This window comes from Streptomyces sp. CA-288835 (assembly GCF_050936385.1).
Classification (GTDB): domain Bacteria; phylum Actinomycetota; class Actinomycetes; order Streptomycetales; family Streptomycetaceae; genus Streptomyces.
The window spans coordinates 21,132-41,736 of sequence record NZ_JBNJMW010000002.1 but is presented as its reverse complement, the minus strand read 5'-3'; the positions used below and the strand labels follow the sequence as shown (position 1 = coordinate 41,736).

19 protein-coding genes and 1 pseudogene are annotated in these 20,605 nt (G+C 70.8%); 10 read left to right on the top strand and 10 right to left on the bottom strand.

The genetic code is table 11. The annotated features are described in order from the left end of the window. Positions 1 to 15 precede the first annotated feature (15 nt). Positions 16 to 783 (bottom strand): SDR family NAD(P)-dependent oxidoreductase, encoded by a 768-nt coding sequence (locus tag ACQEVY_RS41080; RefSeq protein WP_328841877.1) that lies wholly within the window; start codon positions 781 to 783, stop codon positions 16 to 18. A 188-nt stretch (positions 784 to 971) separates the two neighbouring features. Between ACQEVY_RS41080 and ACQEVY_RS41075 the strand changes: the two genes are divergently transcribed. Then, positions 972 to 2,144: a thiolase family protein gene (locus ACQEVY_RS41075; protein WP_328841878.1), complete on the top strand. Its 1,173-nt coding sequence runs from the start codon at positions 972 to 974 to the stop codon at positions 2,142 to 2,144. A gap of 98 nt (positions 2,145 to 2,242) precedes the next feature. Beyond that, a complete protein-coding gene (locus ACQEVY_RS41070) occupies positions 2,243 to 4,390 on the top strand; it encodes an acyl-CoA dehydrogenase (protein ID WP_432955711.1) in 2,148 nt (715 codons plus the stop codon). A 68-nt stretch (positions 4,391 to 4,458) separates the two neighbouring features. Here the strand turns inward: ACQEVY_RS41070 and ACQEVY_RS41065 are convergent, their stop codons facing one another. The 3 genes from ACQEVY_RS41065 to ACQEVY_RS41055 all read right to left on the bottom strand — a co-directional run bounded on the left by ACQEVY_RS41065 (position 4,459) and on the right by ACQEVY_RS41055 (position 6,951). Beyond that, positions 4,459 to 4,872, bottom strand: a complete 414-nt coding sequence (locus ACQEVY_RS41065; RefSeq protein ID WP_053744054.1) for a MaoC/PaaZ C-terminal domain-containing protein — start codon at positions 4,870 to 4,872, stop codon at positions 4,459 to 4,461. A 15-nt stretch (positions 4,873 to 4,887) separates the two neighbouring features. Continuing rightward, the gene (locus ACQEVY_RS41060; RefSeq protein ID WP_063783568.1) at positions 4,888 to 5,433 is read right to left on the bottom strand and encodes an FAS1-like dehydratase domain-containing protein; all 546 of its coding nucleotides are present in this window, start codon (positions 5,431 to 5,433) and stop codon (positions 4,888 to 4,890) included. A 144-nt stretch (positions 5,434 to 5,577) separates the two neighbouring features. Continuing rightward, the gene (locus ACQEVY_RS41055; RefSeq protein WP_386350873.1) at positions 5,578 to 6,951 is read right to left on the bottom strand and encodes a VWA domain-containing protein; all 1,374 of its coding nucleotides are present in this window, start codon (positions 6,949 to 6,951) and stop codon (positions 5,578 to 5,580) included. A gap of 35 nt (positions 6,952 to 6,986) precedes the next feature. Between ACQEVY_RS41055 and ACQEVY_RS41050 the strand changes: the two genes are divergently transcribed. Next, positions 6,987 to 7,673 carry an alpha/beta fold hydrolase gene (locus ACQEVY_RS41050; protein ID WP_386350876.1) on the top strand — a complete coding sequence of 229 codons (687 nt, stop codon included), beginning with the start codon at positions 6,987 to 6,989 and terminating at the stop codon, positions 7,671 to 7,673. A 17-nt stretch (positions 7,674 to 7,690) separates the two neighbouring features. Here ACQEVY_RS41050 and ACQEVY_RS41045 read toward each other — a convergent pair whose 3' ends face one another. Then, positions 7,691 to 8,554, bottom strand: a complete 864-nt coding sequence (locus ACQEVY_RS41045) for an AAA family ATPase (RefSeq protein ID WP_053744057.1) — start codon at positions 8,552 to 8,554, stop codon at positions 7,691 to 7,693. A gap of 171 nt (positions 8,555 to 8,725) precedes the next feature. Between ACQEVY_RS41045 and ACQEVY_RS41040 the strand changes: the two genes are divergently transcribed. The 5 genes and pseudogenes from ACQEVY_RS41040 to ACQEVY_RS41020 all read left to right on the top strand — a co-directional run bounded on the left by ACQEVY_RS41040 (position 8,726) and on the right by ACQEVY_RS41020 (position 12,667). Further along, a complete protein-coding gene (locus ACQEVY_RS41040; RefSeq protein ID WP_053744058.1) occupies positions 8,726 to 9,853 on the top strand; it encodes an acyl-CoA dehydrogenase family protein in 1,128 nt (375 codons plus the stop codon). Between the two features lie 11 nt (positions 9,854 to 9,864). Continuing rightward, positions 9,865 to 11,145 carry an acyl-CoA dehydrogenase family protein gene (locus ACQEVY_RS41035; protein WP_386350880.1) on the top strand — a complete coding sequence of 427 codons (1,281 nt, stop codon included), beginning with the start codon at positions 9,865 to 9,867 and terminating at the stop codon, positions 11,143 to 11,145. 137 nt (positions 11,146 to 11,282) lie between these two features. Next, positions 11,283 to 11,789 carry a DoxX family protein gene (locus tag ACQEVY_RS41030; RefSeq protein WP_266529876.1) on the top strand — a complete coding sequence of 169 codons (507 nt, stop codon included), beginning with the start codon at positions 11,283 to 11,285 and terminating at the stop codon, positions 11,787 to 11,789. Positions 11,790 to 11,826: 37 nt separating this feature from the next. Beyond that, positions 11,827 to 12,441 (top strand): annotated as a pseudogene (locus ACQEVY_RS41025) (AMP-binding protein); the annotation flags it as partial. A gap of 43 nt (positions 12,442 to 12,484) precedes the next feature. Beyond that, positions 12,485 to 12,667: a hypothetical protein gene (locus tag ACQEVY_RS41020; RefSeq protein WP_229878598.1), complete on the top strand. Its 183-nt coding sequence runs from the start codon at positions 12,485 to 12,487 to the stop codon at positions 12,665 to 12,667. Positions 12,668 to 12,749: 82 nt separating this feature from the next. Here ACQEVY_RS41020 and ACQEVY_RS41015 read toward each other — a convergent pair whose 3' ends face one another. Genes ACQEVY_RS41015 through ACQEVY_RS41005 form a run of 3 tightly spaced genes read right to left on the bottom strand, consistent with a single transcriptional unit; the run spans position 12,750 to position 15,466 of the window. Further along, entirely contained in the window at positions 12,750 to 13,601 is an 852-nt protein-coding gene (locus ACQEVY_RS41015; RefSeq protein WP_053744062.1) for a 3-hydroxyacyl-CoA dehydrogenase family protein, read from the bottom strand. Positions 13,602 to 13,626: 25 nt separating this feature from the next. After that, a complete protein-coding gene (locus ACQEVY_RS41010) occupies positions 13,627 to 15,150 on the bottom strand; it encodes a class I adenylate-forming enzyme family protein (protein WP_266529883.1) in 1,524 nt (507 codons plus the stop codon). Positions 15,151 to 15,166: 16 nt separating this feature from the next. After that, complete coding sequence (locus ACQEVY_RS41005; protein ID WP_053744064.1) at positions 15,167 to 15,466, bottom strand: hypothetical protein; 300 nt, start codon at positions 15,464 to 15,466, stop codon at positions 15,167 to 15,169. 426 nt (positions 15,467 to 15,892) lie between these two features. Here ACQEVY_RS41005 and ACQEVY_RS41000 point away from each other — a divergent pair, with 426 nt between their 5' ends. Next, a complete protein-coding gene (locus tag ACQEVY_RS41000; protein WP_432955708.1) occupies positions 15,893 to 16,756 on the top strand; it encodes an alpha/beta fold hydrolase in 864 nt (287 codons plus the stop codon). 75 nt (positions 16,757 to 16,831) lie between these two features. Here ACQEVY_RS41000 and ACQEVY_RS40995 read toward each other — a convergent pair whose 3' ends face one another. Then, on the bottom strand, positions 16,832 to 17,599 hold the full coding sequence (locus tag ACQEVY_RS40995; RefSeq protein WP_053744066.1) for an enoyl-CoA hydratase-related protein: 768 nt from the start codon (positions 17,597 to 17,599) through the stop codon (positions 16,832 to 16,834). A gap of 621 nt (positions 17,600 to 18,220) precedes the next feature. Between ACQEVY_RS40995 and ACQEVY_RS40990 the strand changes: the two genes are divergently transcribed. After that, positions 18,221 to 19,012: a TetR/AcrR family transcriptional regulator gene (locus ACQEVY_RS40990; RefSeq protein WP_386350892.1), complete on the top strand. Its 792-nt coding sequence runs from the start codon at positions 18,221 to 18,223 to the stop codon at positions 19,010 to 19,012. A gap of 311 nt (positions 19,013 to 19,323) precedes the next feature. Here ACQEVY_RS40990 and ACQEVY_RS40985 read toward each other — a convergent pair whose 3' ends face one another. After that, the gene (locus tag ACQEVY_RS40985; RefSeq protein WP_386350894.1) at positions 19,324 to 20,589 is read right to left on the bottom strand and encodes a cytochrome P450; all 1,266 of its coding nucleotides are present in this window, start codon (positions 20,587 to 20,589) and stop codon (positions 19,324 to 19,326) included. Positions 20,590 to 20,605 lie beyond the last annotated feature (16 nt).

The window sequence follows — 20,605 nt, the reverse complement described above, 5'->3', positions numbered from 1 at the left end:
CCGACCGGGCGTGGGTCAGAGGTTGAACCGCAGCGCGCCGTCGATGCGGATCACGGTGCCGTTGAGGTAGTCGTTCTCGGCGATGTGCACGGCGAGCCGGGCGTATTCGTCGGCGCGTCCCATGCGCTTGGGGTTGGGCACCCCGGGCCCCCATTTGGCCTGTGCCTCCTCTTCGGCCATGCCGTAGGCGGGCGTGAAGAAGGTGCCGGGGGCGATGCACATGACGCGCACCCCCGCCGGGGTGAGGTCCCGTGCCGCGGTGAGGGTGAGCCCGATGACGCCGCCCTTGGCCGCGGAGTAGTCGCTCTGCCCCACCTGGCCCTCGAAGCCGGCGATGCTCGCGGTGGAGATGACGACGCCGCGCTGGCCGGAGTCGAGCGGTTCGTTGTGGGTCATCGCCGCGGCGGCCTTGCTCATCACGCGGTAGGTGCCGGTGAGGAAGATGTCCATCGTCCGGGCGAAGACGTCGGCCGAGTACGGGGTGCCGTCCCGGCCGACCATCCGGCGCCCGGCCGCCGGACCGCCGTGGACGACGACGGCCGTGCGCAGCGGGCCCAGCTCGGTCGCGGCGGTGACCGCCTGGTCCACCGACTCGTCCTTGGTGACGTCGGTGGGCACGAAGACCACGGCGTCGCCGAGTTCGGCGGCCAGGGCCTTGCCCTTGTCCTCGGCGAGGTCGGCCACCACCACCTTCGCGCCGGCCTCCACCAGGCGGCGGGTGGTCGCCTCGCCGAAGCCGCCGGCGCCGCCGGTCACGAGTGCGGACGATCCGGAAAGATCCACAATTCCTCCTTGGGTGACGCGCTCCGGCGGCGTTCCGTCGGGCGGCGGCGGGTCGATGCCCCGACTGGAAACAGCAGGGTTCGATTCACCGAAAGTACTGTACTGTTGCGACAACAGTATTGACTACTGTTTCGCGTCGGCCATCAGGGCGCCGCAGACCCGAGGCCATCACCCCAGAAGAGGTGCACGTGTCCGCTCCAGTCATCGTCAGCGCAGTGCGCACGGCCATCGGCACCGCCCGCAAGGGCACCCTTGCCAACACCGACGGCGAGACCCTCGCCTCGGCGATCGTCGAGGAGACGGTGTGCCGATCGGGGCTCGAACCCCACCGGTTCGACGACATCCTGCTCGCGGAGAGTCAGTACGGAGGCGGTGACCTGGCGCGCTACGCCGCCGTCGTGAACGGCATGCTGGACGTGCCCGGCGTCGCGCTCAACCGGCACTGTGCCGGCAGTCTCACCTCCATCGGCCTGGCGGCCGCGTCGGTGAAGTCCGGCATGGAGTCGGCGCTCGTGGCCGGTGGTGTGCAGGCGACCTCGATGGCGCCGCGGCTCAGGCAGCGGGTCGCCGGCACGGCCGACGAGTACGCCGACTGGTATCCCGCGACGCACCCTGACTCGCCCACGGCGCCGAACCTGGACGTGTCGATCACGGTCGGCTGGAACACCGCCAAGGCCGTCGGCATCACCCGCGAGGAACAGGACGGCTGGGCCTGCCGGTCGCACCAGCGCGCGGTCGCGGCGATCGACGCCGGCAAGTTCGCCGACGAGATCGTGCCGCTCAAGTTGGACGGCCCGGGCGACGCCCCGGTCGAGTTCGCCGTGGACGAGCACCCGCGGCGCGACACCTCGCCGGCGAAGCTGGCCTCGCTGAAGGTGCTGCACCCCGAGATCCCGGGCTTCTCCATCACCGCGGGCAACTCCAGCGGCATCAACGACGCCGCTGCCGCGGTGGCCGTGACCAGCGCGGAGCTGGCCTTGGCCGAGGGGCTCACGCCACTGGCGAGGATCCTCGCCTGGGGCGCGGCCGGGGTCGACCCGGCACTGATGGGCTTCGGGGCGCTGCGCGCGGCCGACAAGGTGCTGCGGCGAGCCGGACTGACGTACGCCGATGTGACGCTGTGGGAGATCAACGAGGCGTTCGCCTCCGTCCCGATCGCCGCCTGCAAGGAGTTCGGGCTGGACGAGGAGCGGGTGAACTTCAGCGGCAGCGGGTGCAGCCTCGGCCACCCGGTGGCCGCGTCCGGTGCCCGCATGGTCGTCACGCTCGTGCACGAGTTGCGGCGGCGCGGCGGCGGTCTCGGGCTCGCGACCATGTGCGCCGGTGGTGGCCAGGGCGGCGCGGTCCTCATCGAGGTCTGAATCGGCTGAGCGGTCACCTGAATTTCCTACTGTAAGTCATACAGTATAAGAAGTGGCCGACGGTGGGTCGGCCGGTTCCAGCATCGAGGAGTCGCCCGATGGGGCTTGCCATCACCGAGGAACACCAGGCGCTCGCGGCCGTCGTCCGCTCCTTCGCCGCCGATCAGCGGGTCAGGAGCGGCGCGCGCGCCGCGCTGGACGCGGACGCTCCCGCCGTACCCGAGACGTGGAAGCGGATCGGCGACCTGGGCTGGCTGAGCCTGCACCTGTCGGAGCAGGCGGGCGGCTCCGGATTCGGCCTTCCTGAACTCGCCGTCGTCGTCGACGAACTGGGTCACGCGATCACGCCCGGCCCGCTGCTGGCCACCGCCACCGCCTCCGCGGTGCTGTCCGCGACCGGGGGTGACTCGCTGCACGAGTTCGTCACCCGGCTGGGCAACGGCTCGGCCGTCGCCGGACTCGGGCTCACGGCCGGACTGACCCGCGACGACGACGGCGCGTACAGCGGCGAGCTGACGGTGCTCGCCGGGCGATGGGCCGACGTGCTGCTCCTCGCGGCCGGCGACGACCTGCTGATGGCCCCCACCACCGACGCGGCGGTCGACGTGGTCCCGGTGAAGGGCCTGGATCCGTCGCTGGGGCTCGCCAAGGTCTCCGTCACCGGGCTGGTCCCGGCCGACGGCCATGTCCTCGCCGGCGCCCTCGGCCCGGCGGTCGCGGTGTTCCGGACGCTGGCCGCCGCCGAGGCCGCCGGCGGGGCGCGGGGCTGCCTGGACCTCGCGCTGGAATACGCCCGGGTACGAGAGCAGTTCGGCCGGAGCATCGGCAGCTTCCAGGCGGTCAAACACCACCTGGCCGACATGCTGGTCGCCGTCGAGCTGGCCACCGCGCTCGCCTGGGACGCGGCCCGAGGAGCGGCCACGCCGGCCGAAGCGGAGCTGGCGGCCGCGGCGGCGGCCGGCCTGGCCATGCGCAGCTACCAGGAGTGCGCGCAGAAGGCCGTCCAGATCTTCGGCGGCATCGGCTTCACCTGGGAGCACGACGCCCACCTCCACCTCAGGCGCGCGGCGGCGCTCCGGGCCGTGGTGGCCGCCCTGGGCTCGGCCGAGGACGACGTCTACGAAGCCACCCACGCCGGCGTACGGCGGCAGTTCGCGGTCGAACTGCCGGAGGAGGCCGACACCTATCGTGCCGAGGCCCGCGCCTTCCTCGACCGGTACCGCGCCGCCCCGGAGGAAGAACGCCGGGCGCTGCTCGTGTCCTCGGGATACCTGGTGCCGCACTGGGCCGAGCCGTTCGGACGCGGGGCGGGCGCGATCGAGCAGCTCGTCCTGGAGGAGGAGCTGGCCGGGATCGAGATGCCCTCGCTGGGCATCGGCGGATGGGTGCTGCTGACGCTCACCCAGACCGCGGACCAGGAACAGGTCGAGCGGTGGATCACCCCGAGCCTGCTCGGCGAGCTGCAGTGGTGCCAGCTGTTCAGCGAACCGGACGCCGGCTCCGACGCGGCTGCCGTGCGCACCCGCGCCGAACGCGTCGAGGGCGGCTGGCGGGTGACCGGCCAGAAGGTGTGGACCAGCAACGCGCAGGACTGCAACCGGGGCCTCGCGACGGTACGGACCGACCCGGAGGCGCCCAAGCACCGGGGCATCACGGCGATGGTCGTCGACCTCACCGCGCCCGGCGTCGAGATCCGGCCGCTGCGCGAGATCACCGGGAACGCGCTGTTCAACGAGGTCTTCTTCGACGACGTGTTCGTCCCCGACGCCGACATCGTCGGTGAGCCGGGCGGCGGCTGGAAGGTCGCCCGGGCGACTCTCGGCAACGAGCGGGTGACGATCGGCGGCGGGTCGCCCGAGCGCCTGTCGGCCTTCGAACTGACCGACCTCGCGCTGCGGCACGGCGCGCTCGACGCCGAAAGCCGGCGGGCGATCGCCCGGCTCCTCGTCGAGGCGCAGGCGATGCGGGTGATCAACCTGCGGCAGGCGACGCGTGCCGTCACCGGGGCGGGGCCGAGCGCGGAAGGCAACGTGACCAAGCTGCTGTCGGCCGAGCACGCCCAGCGCGTGAGCGAGCTGGCGCTGCGGCTGTGCGGCACGGCCGCCATCATCGGGGACGAACCGGAGATCGCCGTGGAGTACCTGTTCGACCGGTGCCTGACGATCGCCGGCGGCACCTCGGAGATCACCCGCAACGTCATCGCCGAACGCATACTCGGCCTGCCCCGCGACCCACTGGTGCGCTGAACGGGCAGGGAGCGGGACACGGCGGGCCCGTCCCCGGTCACCGGGGACGGGCCCGCCGTGTGACGACGTCAGTCGAGCTCGACGACGGCCTTCCCGGGAGCGATCTGGTTGCCGTCCTGGTCCTCGGTCCACACATCGAGGTCGACCAGGCGCACGCCGTCCTCGACGCGCACCGCGGTGACCGTGCCGCGTGCGCAGACGGTCATGCCGCGTGTGTTGACGGCCCGGAACTGGCAGCGCAGCGACACGATGCGGCCGGCGCCGCCGAGCCAGTCGCGCACCAGGTTGTGCAGGTAGGCCCACTGCAGATTGCCCATCCCGAAGGCCCCCGAGTAGCCGGCGGCCCGCCCGGCCTCCTCGTCCATGTGGATTGGGACGAACTCGTCGTTCACGGCGGCGTAACGGTTCCAGTGGGCGAAATCGGTCGTGCGGGTGAACTCCGGCAGACTGTCGCCGACGGCCGGACTGAGCATGGTGGTCATGATTCCTCGACGCGGTCAGTAGCGGATGAGAGTCGTACGGCTGCGCTTGACGAGCTCGCCGTCCTGGTTCGTCCAGGTGTCCTCGGTGACGGTGAACAGCATCAGACCGAGCCTGCCGGGGCGCTCGGCGTACGACATCAGCCGGTTCTCCGAGGTGATCACGTCACCCGGCCGCATCGGCACGCCGTAGTCGACCTCCAGGCCCCCGTTCAGCTGGAACTCCAACGGTGGCGGGGTGATACCGAGCAGGCGCTCGAGGGAGCCGGGATCGTTCTCCTTCCCCCCGGACGGAGCCGCGCTCTGCAGCGCCGCCAGCCAGGCGAAGGGGTTGAAGTCCTCCGGTGCGGTGATCCCGCCGTGGCGCGACTTCGCGGCGGTCTCCGACTCGATGAAGCGCTCGGGTGGGGCGTCGGGGTAGTAGACCGCCAGCGCCCAGCGGCGGATGTCCGACTCGGAGACGCGGAAGGAGACGCGGCGGGACAGGGTGCGGCCGATGGCCGTCAGCATCTCGCCGGAGATGTGACTCACCTCGGCCTGCGCTGGTTTCGTGGTGTCCGTCATGACTGCACTGCTCCTGTGGGGTTACGGTGCCCGTTCGGCAGGAAGGCCTTGCTGCCGGGGTACGTCGGCCGGAGCAGGCCCAGCACGTCACCTGCCATGCGGGTCACCTCTCTTCGGTCTGTGGTGTGGACGGCATGGGGTGGCTCAGGCGAGGCGCTCGACGAAGGCGCGCAGCTGCCGCAGGTTGCGGCACTCCACCACCTCGTCGCAGTACCCGGCGTACCGCCCGATCACGGAGTCGCCGCTGTCCCAGGCGGCCCGTGGCTCGGGGTTGAGCCAGAACAGGTGCCCGCAGCGGCCGGCGATCCTGCCGAGCGCGTCGGCGCGCGGTGCGTGGTAGTTGGAGCGGGCGTCGCCCAGGACCAGGACCGTGGTGCGGGCGCGCAGCTCACCGGCGTGATCCCGGCAGAAGGTCTCGATGGCGTTGCCGTAGTCCGAGCGGCCGTCCAGCCAGACGCCGAGCCCGAGCCGGTTGATCTCGCTCGCCACCTCCAGCACGTTCGCCGACCGCTCGATCAGGTCGGTCACCTCGTCGAGGCCGTCGACGAACACGAAGCACCGCACGCGGGCGAACCGGCTGCGCAGCGCGTAGGTGAGCTGGAGGGTGAAAGCGGCGAAGGCCGAGACCGATCCGGAGATGTCGGCGAGCACGACGAGTTCCGGCTTGGCCGGGCGCGGCGTGTGGTGGCGCAGGTCGACCGGTATGCCACCGGTCGACAGGGACGCGCGCATGGTCCGGCGGACGTCGATCCTGCCGCGATGGCCGTGCCGACGCCGGTGGACCATACGGGCGGCGAGCTTGCGGGACAGCGGCTGGATCGTGTCCCACAGCTCGTGCAGTTCCGCAGTGGCGGCGGTGAGGAAGCCGACGTCCTCCGGCAGCGGCCGGCGCAGGGTCTTCGCCACGGCGTCGGCGCCGCGGTCGGCCACGAGCCGGCGCCGGATCTCGGCCTCGACCTCCAGCCGGAACGCGGCGAGCCGCCGCTCGACGTCCTCCAGGAACAGACGCCGGGGGAGAGGACCGGCGAGGGTGGCCGGGGTGCGCGCCTCGGCTCGCCGCACGAGGGCGGCGGTGACGCGGTCGACGTCCAGGGCGCGCATGGCGCGGAACAGGTAGGAGGTGCCGGCGACGGCCCTGCCCGGCTGGATGCCCGCGTGCCGGTCGACGAGCAGGCCCGCGAGGTGGCGTTGCATCAGGGATCCGTTCTCACCGGCCTCGATCGACTCGGCGAGGAGGCGGCGGATCGTGGCGTCGTCCGGCTCGCCGAGGCCGACGCCGCCGGTCGCCCGGTCCGGCACGCGCTGTCCGAAACAGACGTCGAAAACCCTGTCGAAGGCGCTCAGATGGCCGGCCGACTTCACCAGGGTGACCACGAGGCCGCTTCTGACCTCCTCCCGGTCGGCGAGGTCGGCGTGGCCCAGTGCCGCGGCGGCGTCGGCTTTCTCGGACGCCGACACCGGGACCCCGAGGGCCCGCAGTTCGTCGACGAGAGCGTCGAGAGTCGTGATCAGGGACACCGCTCAACCCCCCCCGAAAGCATTACAGTAAAGGCATGCGGAAGCGTTCGGTGTTGCTGATCCACGGCATGGGTTCGTCGTACGAGCACAACTGGGTGGCCCCCGGTTGGGCCGACCTCCTGCGCGAGAGCGGGCGTGAGGTCGTCGGGGTGGAACTGCCCGGCCATGGGGCCGACGGGCGGACCGGCGACCCCACGCGCGAGGCGGCTCAGGTGGTGCTCGACGCCGCATCGGACAGCGCTCGGGTCGACGCGGTGGGATTCTCGGCGGGCGGTTACGCGCTGGTGGTCGCCGCGGCCAGGAAGCCCGAGGCCTTCGGCTCGGTGGCACTGCTCGGTGTCCCGGACAGCGGCCTGCGCGGGAACCACGCGGGACCGGCGGCGATGAACGCCGTCGCGGACGCTCTCCTCGCCGCCGAGGAACCGGCCGTCGGCGTGCCGCGCCTGATCCGCCGTCTCGTCGACGTGGCGGGCAACGACCGGGCCTCGGTCGCCGCGTTCGCCCGGTCGAGTCAGCCACGCGCCGGAACGGCCGATCTCGCGGCGATCACCGCTCGCTGCCTGGTCGTGGAGGGTGGCGCCGACCGCGGCGGCCCGTCCGAGCAGGTCGCCGCGGCGATACCGCGCTGCTCGCGGGTCATTCTGAAGGGTGTCGACCACTTCGCGATTGCGCGCGACATCGGATGCGTCGATGCCGTACTCCGCTTCCTCGACGCGGACTGACCCTGTGGGGCGGGGTGTCACTCGCCGAACTCCTTCAGGGCGAGAGCGATGTCGCTCTCGTTCTTGAGAAGCACCGGAAGGGTGTCGGCGAGCAGTTCGGTCGTGACGTCGTCGGCGCCGAGCAGGACGAGGGTGCGCGCCCAGTCCAGGGTCTCCGCCACGGAGGGCTTCTTCCGCAGTTCCAGTGAGCGCAGCGACCGCACCAGTTGGCCGACCCTGCCGGCGAGGACCGCCTCGATGCCGGGGACCTGCGCCAGCACGATGTCCCGCTCGTGCTCCGCGGTCGGATAGCCGATGTGCAGGTAGAGACAGCGGCGCTTGAGCGCCTCGGAGAGCTCACGGCTGTTGTTCGAGGTGAGGAAGACCAGGGGAGTGGTACGCGCCCGCAGAGTCCCCAGCTCGGGGATGGACACCTGATACTCCGACAGCACCTCCAGCAGCAGTGCCTCGGTCTCGATGTCGAGCCGGTCGACCTCGTCGACGAGGAGCACGACCGGTTCCTCGGAGCGGATCGCCTCCAGCAGCGGACGGGTGAGCAGAAAGCACTCGTGGAACAACTCGGTCTCCACGCCGTCCCCGCCCGCGGTCCCGGCCCGCGCGATGTGCAGGAGCTGCTTGCGGTAGTCCCACTCGTACAGCGCCTTCGCCTCGTCGAGGCCCTCGTAGCACTGCAGCCGTATCAGCCGCAGCCCGCAGGACTCGGCGACGCTCTTGGCCAGCTGCGTCTTGCCCGTGCCGGCCGGACCCTCGACGAGGACCGGCTTGCCGAGGCGTTCGGCCAGGTGGATGACGCCCGCGATGCGCGGACTCGGGACATAACCGGTGCCCCGCAGCCGGTCCGCGACCTGCTGGGAGGAGGCGAAATGCGGCGAGTCGGGCATCTGCGGCGCTCCCGTCCTGGGGTGGCGTGCCGACCCGTCAGTCCTGCGTCCGGCCGCACGTTGCTTTTACTGTATGCATTACCGTAATGGCGTGTAGACTGCCGGTCAAGGCAGCTCCGGCGCCATGGCCGTCGGCTTCGCAGTACATCGTCGGGAGGACAAGGTGCCGTCATGAGATTCGAACTGACCGCCGACCAGCGCTTGTTGCAGACGGCGACAGCGGACTACCTGGAGAAGTCCGCCCCGCTCGGCGTGATCCGCGCGTTGCACGACGAGGGCCGCACGTTCGACCGGGACACCTGGCGGCGTGGGGCGGAACTCGGGTGGACGTCGCTCGTCGTGCCGGAGGAGACGGGCGGCGGCAGCGTCTCCGGCGAGGGGGTCGTCGACGCGACGGTCATCGCCGAGCAGTTCGGACGCGGGTGCGCGCCCGGACCGCTCGCCGTGGTCAACGTCGTCGCCGCCGCCCTCGCCGAGGCGGCCGGCGCGGACCGGCACGCCGGACTCCTCGGCAGGCTGCTCGACGGCTCGATGGTCGCCGCCTGGGCCTGCTGTGCGCCGGGACGGGGCTGGGACCCCGAAGCGGGCGCGATCGAGGCACGGCCCGACGGGGACGGTTACGTCCTTGACGGCACGCACGACGGCGTCGAGCACGGCGGCGACGCGGACGCGTTCCTGGTACTCGCCCATACCCCCGAGGGCCTGAGCCAGTTCGTCGTCGAGCGCGACGCGGACGGCGTGTCCGTCCTCCCGCTGGAGAGCCTCGACATGGTGCGCGGCTTCGCACGCGTCGACTACGCCGGCGTACGCGTCCCGGCCACCGCGCTCGTGGGAGCGGCCGGCGGTGCCGCGGCCGCCGTCGAGCGCCAGTTCCAGCTCGCCGTCGTGCTGCAGTGCGCCGAACTCGTCGGTGTCGTCGAGCGCGTGCTGGAGTTCACCCGGCAGTGGATGTTCGACCGCTACTCCTTCGGCCGGCCGCTCGCCTCCTATCAGGAGCTCAAGCACCGGATGGCGGACATGACGCTGTGGTCGGAGTCCGGCCAGGCGACGATGGCCGCCGCCGCCCGCGCGGTGCAGGAGCGCCGGGCCGACGCCGGTGAGCTGGTCAGCGTCGCGAAGTCCTACCTCGGCCAGCGGGCCACCGACATCATCCAGGACTGCGTCCAGTTGCACGGCGGCCTGGGAGTCACCTGGGAGCACGACATCCACATCTACCTGCGCCGGGCGACGGTGAACCGGCTCATGTGGGGCACGCCGTCCGCGCACCGCCGCCGTATCGCCGATCTGCTGAACGTCTGAGGAGATTCGAGATGACCGCGACCACGACGGCCGTGTCAGACGCCACCGGCATGGAGAGCGTCGACAGCTTCCGCCTGCGGGCCCGCGAGTGGATCCCGGCGAACCTGCGGCGCCTGGCCGACCTGCCCGCCGACGAAGGTGCGCAAAGGAACGTGTCGAGCGACGAGAGCGCCTGGCAGCGGGCCCGTGCCCTGCAACGCACGCTGTACGAGGGTGGCTTCGCCGGAATCTGCTACCCCAAGGAGTACGGCGGTCTCGGCCTCACCTCCGCGCACCAGCGCGCCTTCAACGAGGAGGTCGCCGGCTACGAGATGCCGATGCTGCTGAATGTGCCGACGTTCACCATCTGCGGCCCGACCATCCTCGAGATGGGCAGCGAGGAGCACAAGCGTGAGCACCTGGCCGCCGCGATCCGCGGCGACGAGGTGCTCGTGCAGTTCCTGTCCGAACCGGGCAGCGGCTCCGACCTCGCCGGAGCGACGACCCGCGCCGAGCGCGACGGCGACGTGTTCGTCCTCAACGGCTCGAAGATCTGGAGCTCGGGCGCCTACGCCGCCGACTACGCGCTGTGCCTGGCCCGCACCGACTGGGACGCGCCCAAGCACCGGGGACTGACGATGTTCCTGATGAAGGTGCATCAGCCCGGCGTGCACATCGAACGCATCAAGCAGGTCAATGGCGGCGACGAGTTCTGCCAGGAGTTCTTCGACGACGTCGTCGTCCCGGCCTCCGCGGTGGTCGGCGAGGTGGGCGGCGGCTGGGCGGTCGCCTCGCGCCAGCTGTTCCACGAGCGCAACGCCGTCGGCGGCGGCTCACCGTACTTCAGCGGCGCGCGGGCCGAAGGGCGGCGCGGCACGGAGACCGATGCGCTCATCGACCTGGTCCGCCGCACCGGCCGGGCGGACGACCCCTACGCGCGGGAGCTGATCGCCGAGGCGCACGCCCTCGGCGTCATCCACGGGCACCTCGTCGACCGGGTCACCGCGGGCATGCGCACGCAGAAGATGCCTCCCACCGCCGGCTCGCTCATCCGCCTCTTCCACGGCGAGAGCGCCACCCGCCAGGCAGAGATCGCACTCGAACTCGCCGGCCCGGCCGCCGCGATGTCCGCCCCCGACGGGCCCGACACCCGCGAGGTGGGCGTGTCCTTCCTGTTCCGCCAGGCCGCCCAGCTCGGCGGCGGCAGCACCGAGATGGCACGCAACATCATCAGCGAACGGATCCTCGGAATGGCCCGCGAGTACGCCGCCGACCGCGACGTCCCCTTCAACCAGGTCCGGCACGGGCGCTGAAGGCCGAACGCACCTGAGGTCCTCAGGAAGGACATAACGGCACATGACCACAGCAGAACCCTCCCTCGCCACCACCCCGCCGGCCGCGGACGTGGTCCGGCGCATCGTGCGGGCCCTGCCCTCCGAGGAGGAACGACATGGGTGAGGCGGGCGACGCCGCTCTGCTGCTGGTACGGCTCACTGTGGGCGCGGTGATGGCCGTACACGGCTGGAACCACTGGCGCGGCGGAGGCGGGATCGAGGGCACCGCGCGCTGGTTCGCCGGACTCGGGCTGCGCCGACCGCTCCTGCAGGCGTGGCTGAGCGTGCTCACCGAGATCGGCGCGGGCGTCCTGCTGGCCGCCGGGCTGTTCACCTCGCTCGCCGGCGCCGCCGTCATCTCGGTGATGCTGGTCGCCGGTCTGCTCGCGCACCGTCGCAACGGCTTCTTCGTCTTCAAGGACGGCTACGAGTACGTCCTGGTCCTCGCCGTGCTGTCGCTGGCACTCGCGGCCTGGGGGCCCGGCGAGTACGCGGTGGACACGGCCGCCGGCATCGAGCTGACCGGCTGGCCGGGCACCGGCGTCGCGCTCGGCGCCGCGCTCCTCGGGACGGGGACCCTGCTCGCGCTCTTCTATCGCCCGCAGGCGCCGAGCGCGTCCTGACCCGCCATGTGAGGAGAAACACGAGTGAGTCTGAGGATTGTACGCCCGTCGAATCGCCGTGGGCCTGGCGGCGCTCGGTGCCGGCGCGGGCGGGGTGGTGACGGTCCAGCTTCCGGCGCGTGTCGAGACCGGGGGCGCGTACGCCGCCGTACTGCTGTGCGGGGGAGTACTGCTACCGGTGTCGCCGGAGGCCACCGCAGAGGAGGCCCGGCTGGTCCTCCGGCTCACGGGGGCCACCGCGCTGATCACTTCGGTCTGGCGGGCGCACGACGTACTCCGTACGAGAGGTTCCGAGCACGCAGTGCCGCGGCTGCGGCTGCGGGTCGCGGTGCCGGGCACATCGCCCGCGGCGGCGGTGCCGGCTGACGCGGTGGACTGGTTCACTCTGCTGAACCCCCGGCCGGTCGAGCCCGCTTCGCGCACTGATCAGGATCAGGTGTGTCTGCTGGCCTGGACGGAAGGTGTCGGCGGTACTCCCGCATGCGTCCAGCACACCCATCGCTCACCGCTGGCCGGGCTGACACTCTCGCAACCGGCCCAGACGGCACGTCGGGATCGGGTGCACCTCAATACGTTGCGGCCCGGCTGCGCGGCGGGTCCCGCCGGACTGCTGCAGGCGATGGTTCGCGGAAGACCCACGGTCTTTATGGAGCGCCTGCAGGCAGGCCGCGCTGCACCTGGTGCACCGCCACGGGGTGACGTCGGCGGAGGGGACGGCCTTCCACCTTGCCGGGCTGCTCAACGCGGCCGAACGCACCGGCTTGGCCACAGGCCCTCTCACCGACTACCTCGTGCGCGACGAGACCCCACCGCCCGCGGTCGTCGAGCGGGCCGCCCGGGCGGGGGTGGCCGTGCTGCCGGTACCCACCCGTGCCTGACCAGGCCGGGACGGGCAAGAACCCGGGCTTGTCGAGCCCCCCGCCGACCGGGGAAGACCGCCCGGCCGGCGCTCGTCAATTGTCAGTCGTATGTGTAGAAACCGCGCTTGGTCTTCCGGCCCAGCCAACCCATCCGCACGTACTGCATGAGCAGCGGCGGGGGCCAGTACTTGGGATCGTGGTACTCCTCGTACATGCGCGCGGCCATGTCGTGGACGATGTCCAGGCCGATCAGGTCGCTGAGCCCGAAGGGTCCCATCGGGTGGTTGAAGCCGAGCCTGAGGACCGAGTCGATGTCCTCCATCGAGGCCACTCCGCGTTCAAAGGCACGGATGGCGTCCAGGAGGAACGGCACGACGAGCAGGTTGCCGATGAAGCCGGGCCCGTCCTTGATGATCACCGGGGACTTGCCGAGGGCCTTCGACAGATCGACGGCGGCCCGGATGGTCTCCTCGCTCGTCGCCGGGGTGCGGATGACCTCCACCAGGTCCATGAGGGGGACCGGGTTGAAGAAGTGCAGGCCGACGACCCGCTCGGGGGCGGACGTCTCGGCCGCCATGATCACGAGCGGGATCGTCGAGGTGTTCGAGGCGAGGACCGCGGTGGGAGAGGCGTGGCGCTCGAAGTCGCGGAAGAGCTCACGCTTGAGGTCGACGTCCTCGAACGCCGCGTCGATCACGATGTCGGCTCCGGCGATGGCCGCCCGGTCCGTGGAGGTGCGCAGGCGGGCCAGTGCCTGGGCTGCCTGTTCCTCGGTGAACTTCCCCTTCTCGACGAACTTTGCCAGCCCGGCGGCGACCCGTGCCCGACCGGCCCCGACGGCCTGCTCGTCCCGCTCGATGCCGACCACGTCGAAGCCGAGGGGAACGGCCGTCTGCGCGATACCGGCCCCCATGGTGCCGAGGCCGACTATCGCGAGTGTCTTGAACTCCACGCGCACTCCTTGTCTTCAGGTGCTGCTAGAGCACGGGTGTCCTGGTGGCCTCGGGGGCCCCGGCGTCCTTGTCGATGTCTGCGACCAGCTTGCGGCGCAGTACCTTGCCCGTCGGCGTGGTCGGGAGTTCCGGCAGGAAGACGATGTCGTCGGGGGTCTTCGAACTGCGCAGCCGGCCGCGGACGAACTCGCGCAGGACGTCGGCGTCCGGCCGCACGCCGGGCTTGACGACAACGAACGCGCCGATGCGCTGCCCCCATTCGTCGTCCGGGATGCCGGCCACGGCCACGTCCGCCACCCATGCGTGCTCGGTGAGCACGCTCTCGATCTCCGAGGGGGCGATGTTCTCGCCGCCGCGGATGATGGTGTCGTCGGACCGGCCCTCGACGAAGATGAAGCCGTCCTCGTCGATATGGCCGCGGTCACGGGTGGGGAACCAGCCGGCGCTGTCCAGCCGGCTGCCGGCCTCCAGATACTCACCGGCGACCTGTGGCCCGCGTACGACGATGTCTCCCACCACGCCGGGAGGGCACGGCAGCCCGTCCGGGTCATGGACCTCGATCTCCACGCTGGGCAGCGCACGGCCCACCGACCCCAGTCTCGCGCGCACGGTGGGATCGTCGCTCGCGGCGGCCGTACGGTGGTCGTCCGGTCCCAGCACCGCGATGGAGGAGGCGGTCTCGGTGAGGCCGTAGGCGTTGACGAAACCGGTGCCGGGAAAGAGCCGCAGCGCCTCCACGAGCACGGGTACGGCGATCTTCGCGCCGCCGTACGACATCGACCGCAGCGTCGAGGGGCCCCGCACGCCGGAGTGGACGAGTTCGCTGACGATGCGCGCGAGCATCGTCGGCACCACCATCGCGTGCGTGACTGCCTGGGTCCGGACGCGATGCAGCCAGTCGGCGGCGCTGAAGTGGTCGAGATACACGATCCGGCGACCGGCGTACAGGTTGGAGAGCAGGTTCGCGACGGCGGCGATGTGGTAGGGCGGCACGCTGACGATGGTCGCGTCGCTCTCCTCGGCCGACGCGAACTCGACGGAGCCGAAGATGTAGGACGTCAGGTGCCGGTGCCGCAGTACCGCGCTCTTCGGGGCGGCGGTCGTCCCGCTCGTCATCAGCAGCACGGCGATCGAGTCGGGGTCCGGGTCGGCGGGCTCGGTCTCGTGATCGGCGGCAACCGCCGTCGGCCCGGCGAACTCCTCCAGCGTCACGGCCGCCATGCCCCGGACCCGCTCGGGCGAGTCGGTTATCACGAGCGGCTTGGCCTGGCGGCCGAGGACGTCGTCCAGCTGCTCGGCGCTCAGCCGGTAGTTGACCGGCAGGAAGGGCACGCCGACGGAGGCCGCGGCGAACAGGGCGACCGGAAACGCGGGACCGTTGCCGCCGAGGTAGACGACGGTGCCGGCATCGGCGGCCCGGACGAGATCCGAGCCCGAGCGCGCCCGCCGGGCGAGTTCGCTGGCGGTGAGGCCGTCCGCGCGGTCACCGATGAGGACCCGGTCGGGCATCCCCTCGACCACCATGTCGAGGAGCATCGTGAGGTTCATCGCGGGTGCGGTCCGTTCAGTCGGACGCCGGCAGCGCTTTGGCCGCCTTCTGCGTGAGTTGGCTGTTGCCGAAGGTCAAGGGGCCGATTCCGGCCTTGGTGCACAGCACCTCGATGCCGCTGTCGTCGTCGGTGTACCGCTTGCCGAGGTGGATAGGTGGGCCGTCGCTCACCTGTGGTGCGGTGGGATCGGGGGCCGTCGGGCGCATCTCCGCGCCGGCGCACATCAACACCGCGGGGGTGTCGGAACTCTTGACGACGATGACTTCGCACGTCGAGTTCTGTCCGCGCAGCCGAGTGCCGACCTGCAAACTCATATCGTCCTCCTCAACGACAGGCACTGCTGATGCCGTCCGTCCCGCAGAGCGGCCGGGGCCGTCTGGACGGGACATCGCAACGCAACACCCATACCGTAAGGTATATAGTACAGGGGTCAAGAGGCGCGGGGGAGGTGTGACGTTGACCCTGCGCTCAAGTGATGAAGAAGACGTCCCGGTGGGCTGCGGTGACGGTCCGTCCAGGTCGGCCCGTATGTGCCGAGGCTGTATCGCCGGCGAGGGCACGCCGGCGCCTCCGGTGGAGTGTCGCCCGACCGTCGATCAGGAGCAGGCGCTGGATTGCGCCCGACAGGGTGTCAGGGTCCTGCACGCTGCGCCGAGAGGTGCCGCGTGCGCTGATCGACGACGTGAGGGCGCTGACGCCCTGGCAGAGGAAGTGACCCGCGAGATGGGAAGGTGCACCGCATGAGCCGGACCGAGCCACTCATGAGGCGGATCCCCGCCGCCGGCGTGGAACTGGCCGCCGAGGAGTATCCGGTGGACGCGCCGAAGGGCACCGCGCTGTTCCTGCACGGCGGGGGCCAGACCCGCCATTCTTGGAAGGGCGCGGCCCGGACGCTTGCCAGGAGCGGCTGGCGCACCTTCTCGCTCGACACCCGCGGTCATGGCGACAGCGGTTGGGCGCCGGACGGGGACTACTCGATGGACGTCCTCGTGGCCGATCTCGTCGCCGTGGCCGCCCGGGCCGGTGAGGGCGATCCGCGTCCTCCCGTGCTGATCGGCGCGTCGATGGGCGGCCTGACCTCGCTGCTGGCCGTCGGGGAAGGGCTGGTGGACGCTCGCGCGCTCGTGCTTGTCGATGTCGCCCCGCGCATGGAACGGGACGGCGCCGCACGGGTCTCCGGGTTCATGCGCCGCCACGTCGACGGCTTCGCCACGCTGGAGGACGTCGCCGCCGCGGTGTCCGAGTACAACCCGCACCGTCGGCGTCCGAGGAGTCCGGACGGGTTGCGCAAGAACGTGCGCCTGGCCGAAGACGGCCGCTGGTACTGGCACTGGGACCCGGCGCTGGTGCGGCCGGACGCCGACGAGCCCAGGCGGCACCCCGACCCGGAGCGGCTGCGCGAGGCGGCCCGCGCCATCGACGTTCCCACCCTCCTGGTCCGCGGTGCCCAGTCGGACGTGCTCAGTGAGGAGGGGGTGCGCGAGCTCCTGTCGCTTGTGCCCGGCTCGCGCGCGGTCGACGTCGCCGGCACCGGGCATATGGTGGCCGGCGACGACAACGACGCGTTCATCGACCAGGTAGGGCGATTCCTCGGCACCGTGTGACCGCGCAGACCCAACGGGTCCTGGGCCTCCGCGACCCGTCCGGTCCTGCGGTGAGTCACCCCCCGGGGGGGTGACTCACCGGCCCTTCCACTGCGGTGCGCGCTTCTCCGCGAAGGCGCGAGCTCCTTCGAGCGCGTCCTCGCTCTCGAACACCTTGGAGTTTTCGGCTTCCTGTGCCGCGCGTGCCGCGGCGACGCCTTCGGTGAGCGCCACGCGCATGAGCTTCTTCGTCGCGAGGACGCCGAGCGGGCCGTTCTCGCCGATACGGCGGGCGAACTCCAACGCGGCGCCGACCACGTCTCCGGCTGGAACGACGCAGTTGACCAGCCCCAGCGCACACGCGCGCTCGGCGTCGATCAGATCTCCGGTCAGCCCGAGTTCGAGAGCGATCGCGAGGGGGATGCGGCCGGGCAGCGTGGTTCCGCCGCCGGCGGCGAACAGGCCGCGCTTGACCTCCGGGATGCCGAACCTGGCCTTGTCGGAGGCGACGACGATGTCGCAGTTGAGCAGGAGCTCGAACCCTCCGGCGACGGCGGTGGCGTTGGCGGCACCGATGACGGGCTTGGGGTACTCGCCTCGGCTGAACATCGTGAAATGCGTGTTGTCGGACTCCGGCCCGGAGGAATCGGAACCGGCGGCGAACGCCTTGAGGTCCATGCCGGCGCAGAACGCCCGGTCGCCGGCACCGGTCAGCACCACCGCGCGCACCGCGTCGTCGTCCAGGCATTCACGCAGCGCCCGCGAGAGTGCGGCGATCAGGCCGGGGCTGAGGGCGTTGCGCTGGTCCGGGCGGTTGAGCGTGATGACCTCGGCAGAGCCTTCACGACGTCGGAGCAGATCCATCTCGACCGCCTTCCGGTAAGTGTTTCGCTGAAGGGTGTCCGGCGGCCCGACCGTCTTCCGCCGGTGGTGTGGTGTCGGCACACAGTCGGTTGCGGGACTGTGGCCGCCCGGCGCGGACTCTGCCGGTATTCTGTCCGGTAAAGCTTCCGGGAACGCTTTCGGTAAGCTACCACCCGCTGATCGGAGGGACAACGGCGCGGTGCACGGCTGTCGGAGGGGCCGTGACGCGGGGCCGACACCATCGTGGTGCTGCTCGAGATCGTCGGTCGGGCGCGGGTCAGGCTGATGTTGTTCGTTCCCCGGGCGGAAGGCCGGTGCCGAGGCGGTGCGGTGACGGCTGCTCACAGGAATCGCCGACGACACGTCGAGCGTCCGCCGCGTGGTGGAACGGATCGCGGGTGAGGTGTCCGTTCCGACCCGGTTTACCAGAACCGCGCTGAGAACCAGCAGGCGGCGACGTGGTCCGGGGCGGTCGACCAGCCGTCGCGGCAGCGTTACGGTAATCCCTTACCGTATGCCATGCCGGGAGGCATTGGCTGGTACCGTGTCAGTCAGTTCGGAGCGCGGGCTCGGCCTACGCTCGGGCCGGGCCGGTGGGTGGTGACAAGGAGGAGAGGCAGCGTGACGAAGGCCGATTCCACCGGGACGCGTAAGCGTCGTCAGCGTAACTCGATCAACGCCGAGGAGATCGTCGGAGGTGCCTTCGAGGTCGCGCGGCGCACCTCGCTCGACCAGCTGAGCATGCCGATCCTCGCCGAGCATCTGGGTGTCGGCGTCACCAGCATCTACTGGTACTTCCGGAAGAAGGAAGAGCTGCTCAATGCGATGACGGACATCGCCGTCGACAAGTACCTGCGGCTGACGCCGGAGATCCGGGCGGATGACACCTGGCAGAACACGCTGTCCTCGCACTTCCGCGCGCAGCGCGAGATCCACCACGAGGACGAGGTCCTCTCCGATCTGCTCTTCATCCGCACCTCCACGTACAGCCGCGAGGCGGCCCGCCGCACCATGGAACTGGTCGAGTCCGTGGTGGCGAAGCTGGTCGCGGACGGTTTCACGCCCGACAATGCGATGATGGTGTACAGCGCGATCGGTGTGTACACCCGCGGTTCGATCATCCACGAGCGCATCCTTCGGCTGGCCGACGCGCCGACGATCGACGCCGCCCGCCAGCGTCACATGACGGACTGGTCCCACCTGCCCGTCCTGGACGGCTTGATCGACCGCCATCCGATCTCCGGGACGAGTGACGAGGACTTCGAGTTCGGCATTGCGCGCCTGATCGGCGGGTTCGAGGTCCTCCTTCGCGAGCAGAGCCAGCGGCCTCGCAAGACGTCGCGCGGATCGACGGCCGCGCGGGGCGCGATGACCGTTCGTAAGGCCCCTGCTCGCAAAAAAGCCGGATCCTGAGGGCTTCCGGGGATCGCTGCGACACCGGGATGGTCCGGTCCGATCGAGGCCGGTTCACGCGGGCGCTCGGCTGGAGTCTCCCAGGCGCAGCAGGCCGTTTGCGTTCTCGTGCGGTGCATGTCGCCAAGGGCTGGGCTGGGGCCTTGGGCACCGTACCTGAAGGGCAGGTTCAGGGCCGCTCGTTGGGCACGGTCATCAGCGTGGCGGCGCCCGGCGGCGACGAGCCTGCTGCCGGGCGCCCGTGTGCTCGTGACGTAACCGGACCCCGCCTGGGCGGGAATCGGGACCCTCGCGGTTCGGCTCGCCGGCCGCTACCTGCGGACGGCGGCAGGGTCCCATTGCAGGGGGAGGCTGCGCAGCCCCATCACCAGGCTGCGCGACTCGTCGAACGGGATGTCCGGATCGATCTCGTACACCGGAATGCGCTTGTGCCACTCCTCATAGGCGATCGCTAGCTCCTGTCGCGCGAGGTGAGACCCGAGGCACCGGTGCGGCCCCACACCGAACGCCAGATGCGAGATTTCGGTGCGGTCGAAATCGACCGTCGTGGCGTCCGGGAAGTGCTGCTCGTCGCGGTTGCCGGCCGGCAGGCTGAGGATGAAGTGCTGGCCCTTCTTCACCGGGCAGCCGTCTACTTCGGTGTCGGTCATCGCCGTCCGCGAGATGTTCACGACCGAGTAGACGCGGAGGATCTCCTCGACCGCGCTGGGGATCACCGACGGGTCGGCCGCGATCCGCTCCCGGTCGGCCGGATGGCTCGCCAGATGGTGGAAGCCGTAGCCGAGCGAGGCGGCGACGGTGTCCAGACCGGCCTGGAACAGCAGGAGATAGAAAGAGAGCAGATCCTCGTGCGGGATCGGCTCACCGTCGATCTGCCAGTCCATGGCGCGCGAGATGAGGTCGGAGCCGCGCTCCCCGGCCGGCGTCTTCCTGCGCTCGTCCAGGATCTGCGACAGGTATTCGGTGACCTCGGTCTGGGCCTGGATCGGGATCCGGAACGCCTCGGCCGGATCCGTCGACTCCGGGTGCATGATGTCGGTCTCCCATGCGATGAACTTGTCCAGTTCCTCGACCGGCAGGCCGATGATGTGCTCGAGGAAGATGGTGGTCGGGAACCTGAGCGCGAACTCCTTGGCGAAATCGCAGTGACCGCGGTCGATGAACCCGTCGATGAGTTCGTTGGCGCGCGCGCGGAGAGAGCCTTCCAGGCGGGCGACGGCGGCCGGTGAGAAGGACGAGGCGAGCAGCCTGCGCCACTTCACGTGGATCGGGCCGTCGAGCGTTTGCGGCTTGAGGACGAACGGCGCCTCCTTGCCGGTCGCCGGATCGACGGCCTTGCTGTGGAACACGTCGGCGCGCTGGCCGATCTCCTGCACCAGGTCGTAGGTGGTGTAGATGATCTGGCCGGTACCGAGCGTGTGTGCCGGTCCGGCGTCCCGCAGGGAGTCCAGTTCCGCGAAACCGGCGAGCGGTTCGCGGCTGCCGCCCGTCGTCACCAGGTCACTGTAGGGGCATCGCTGTGCGATCAGCGCATCCCGCTCATCCGCATCGCTCGTGGTCTGCTCCGTCTGCGCCATGTCGCTCCTTCGCGCT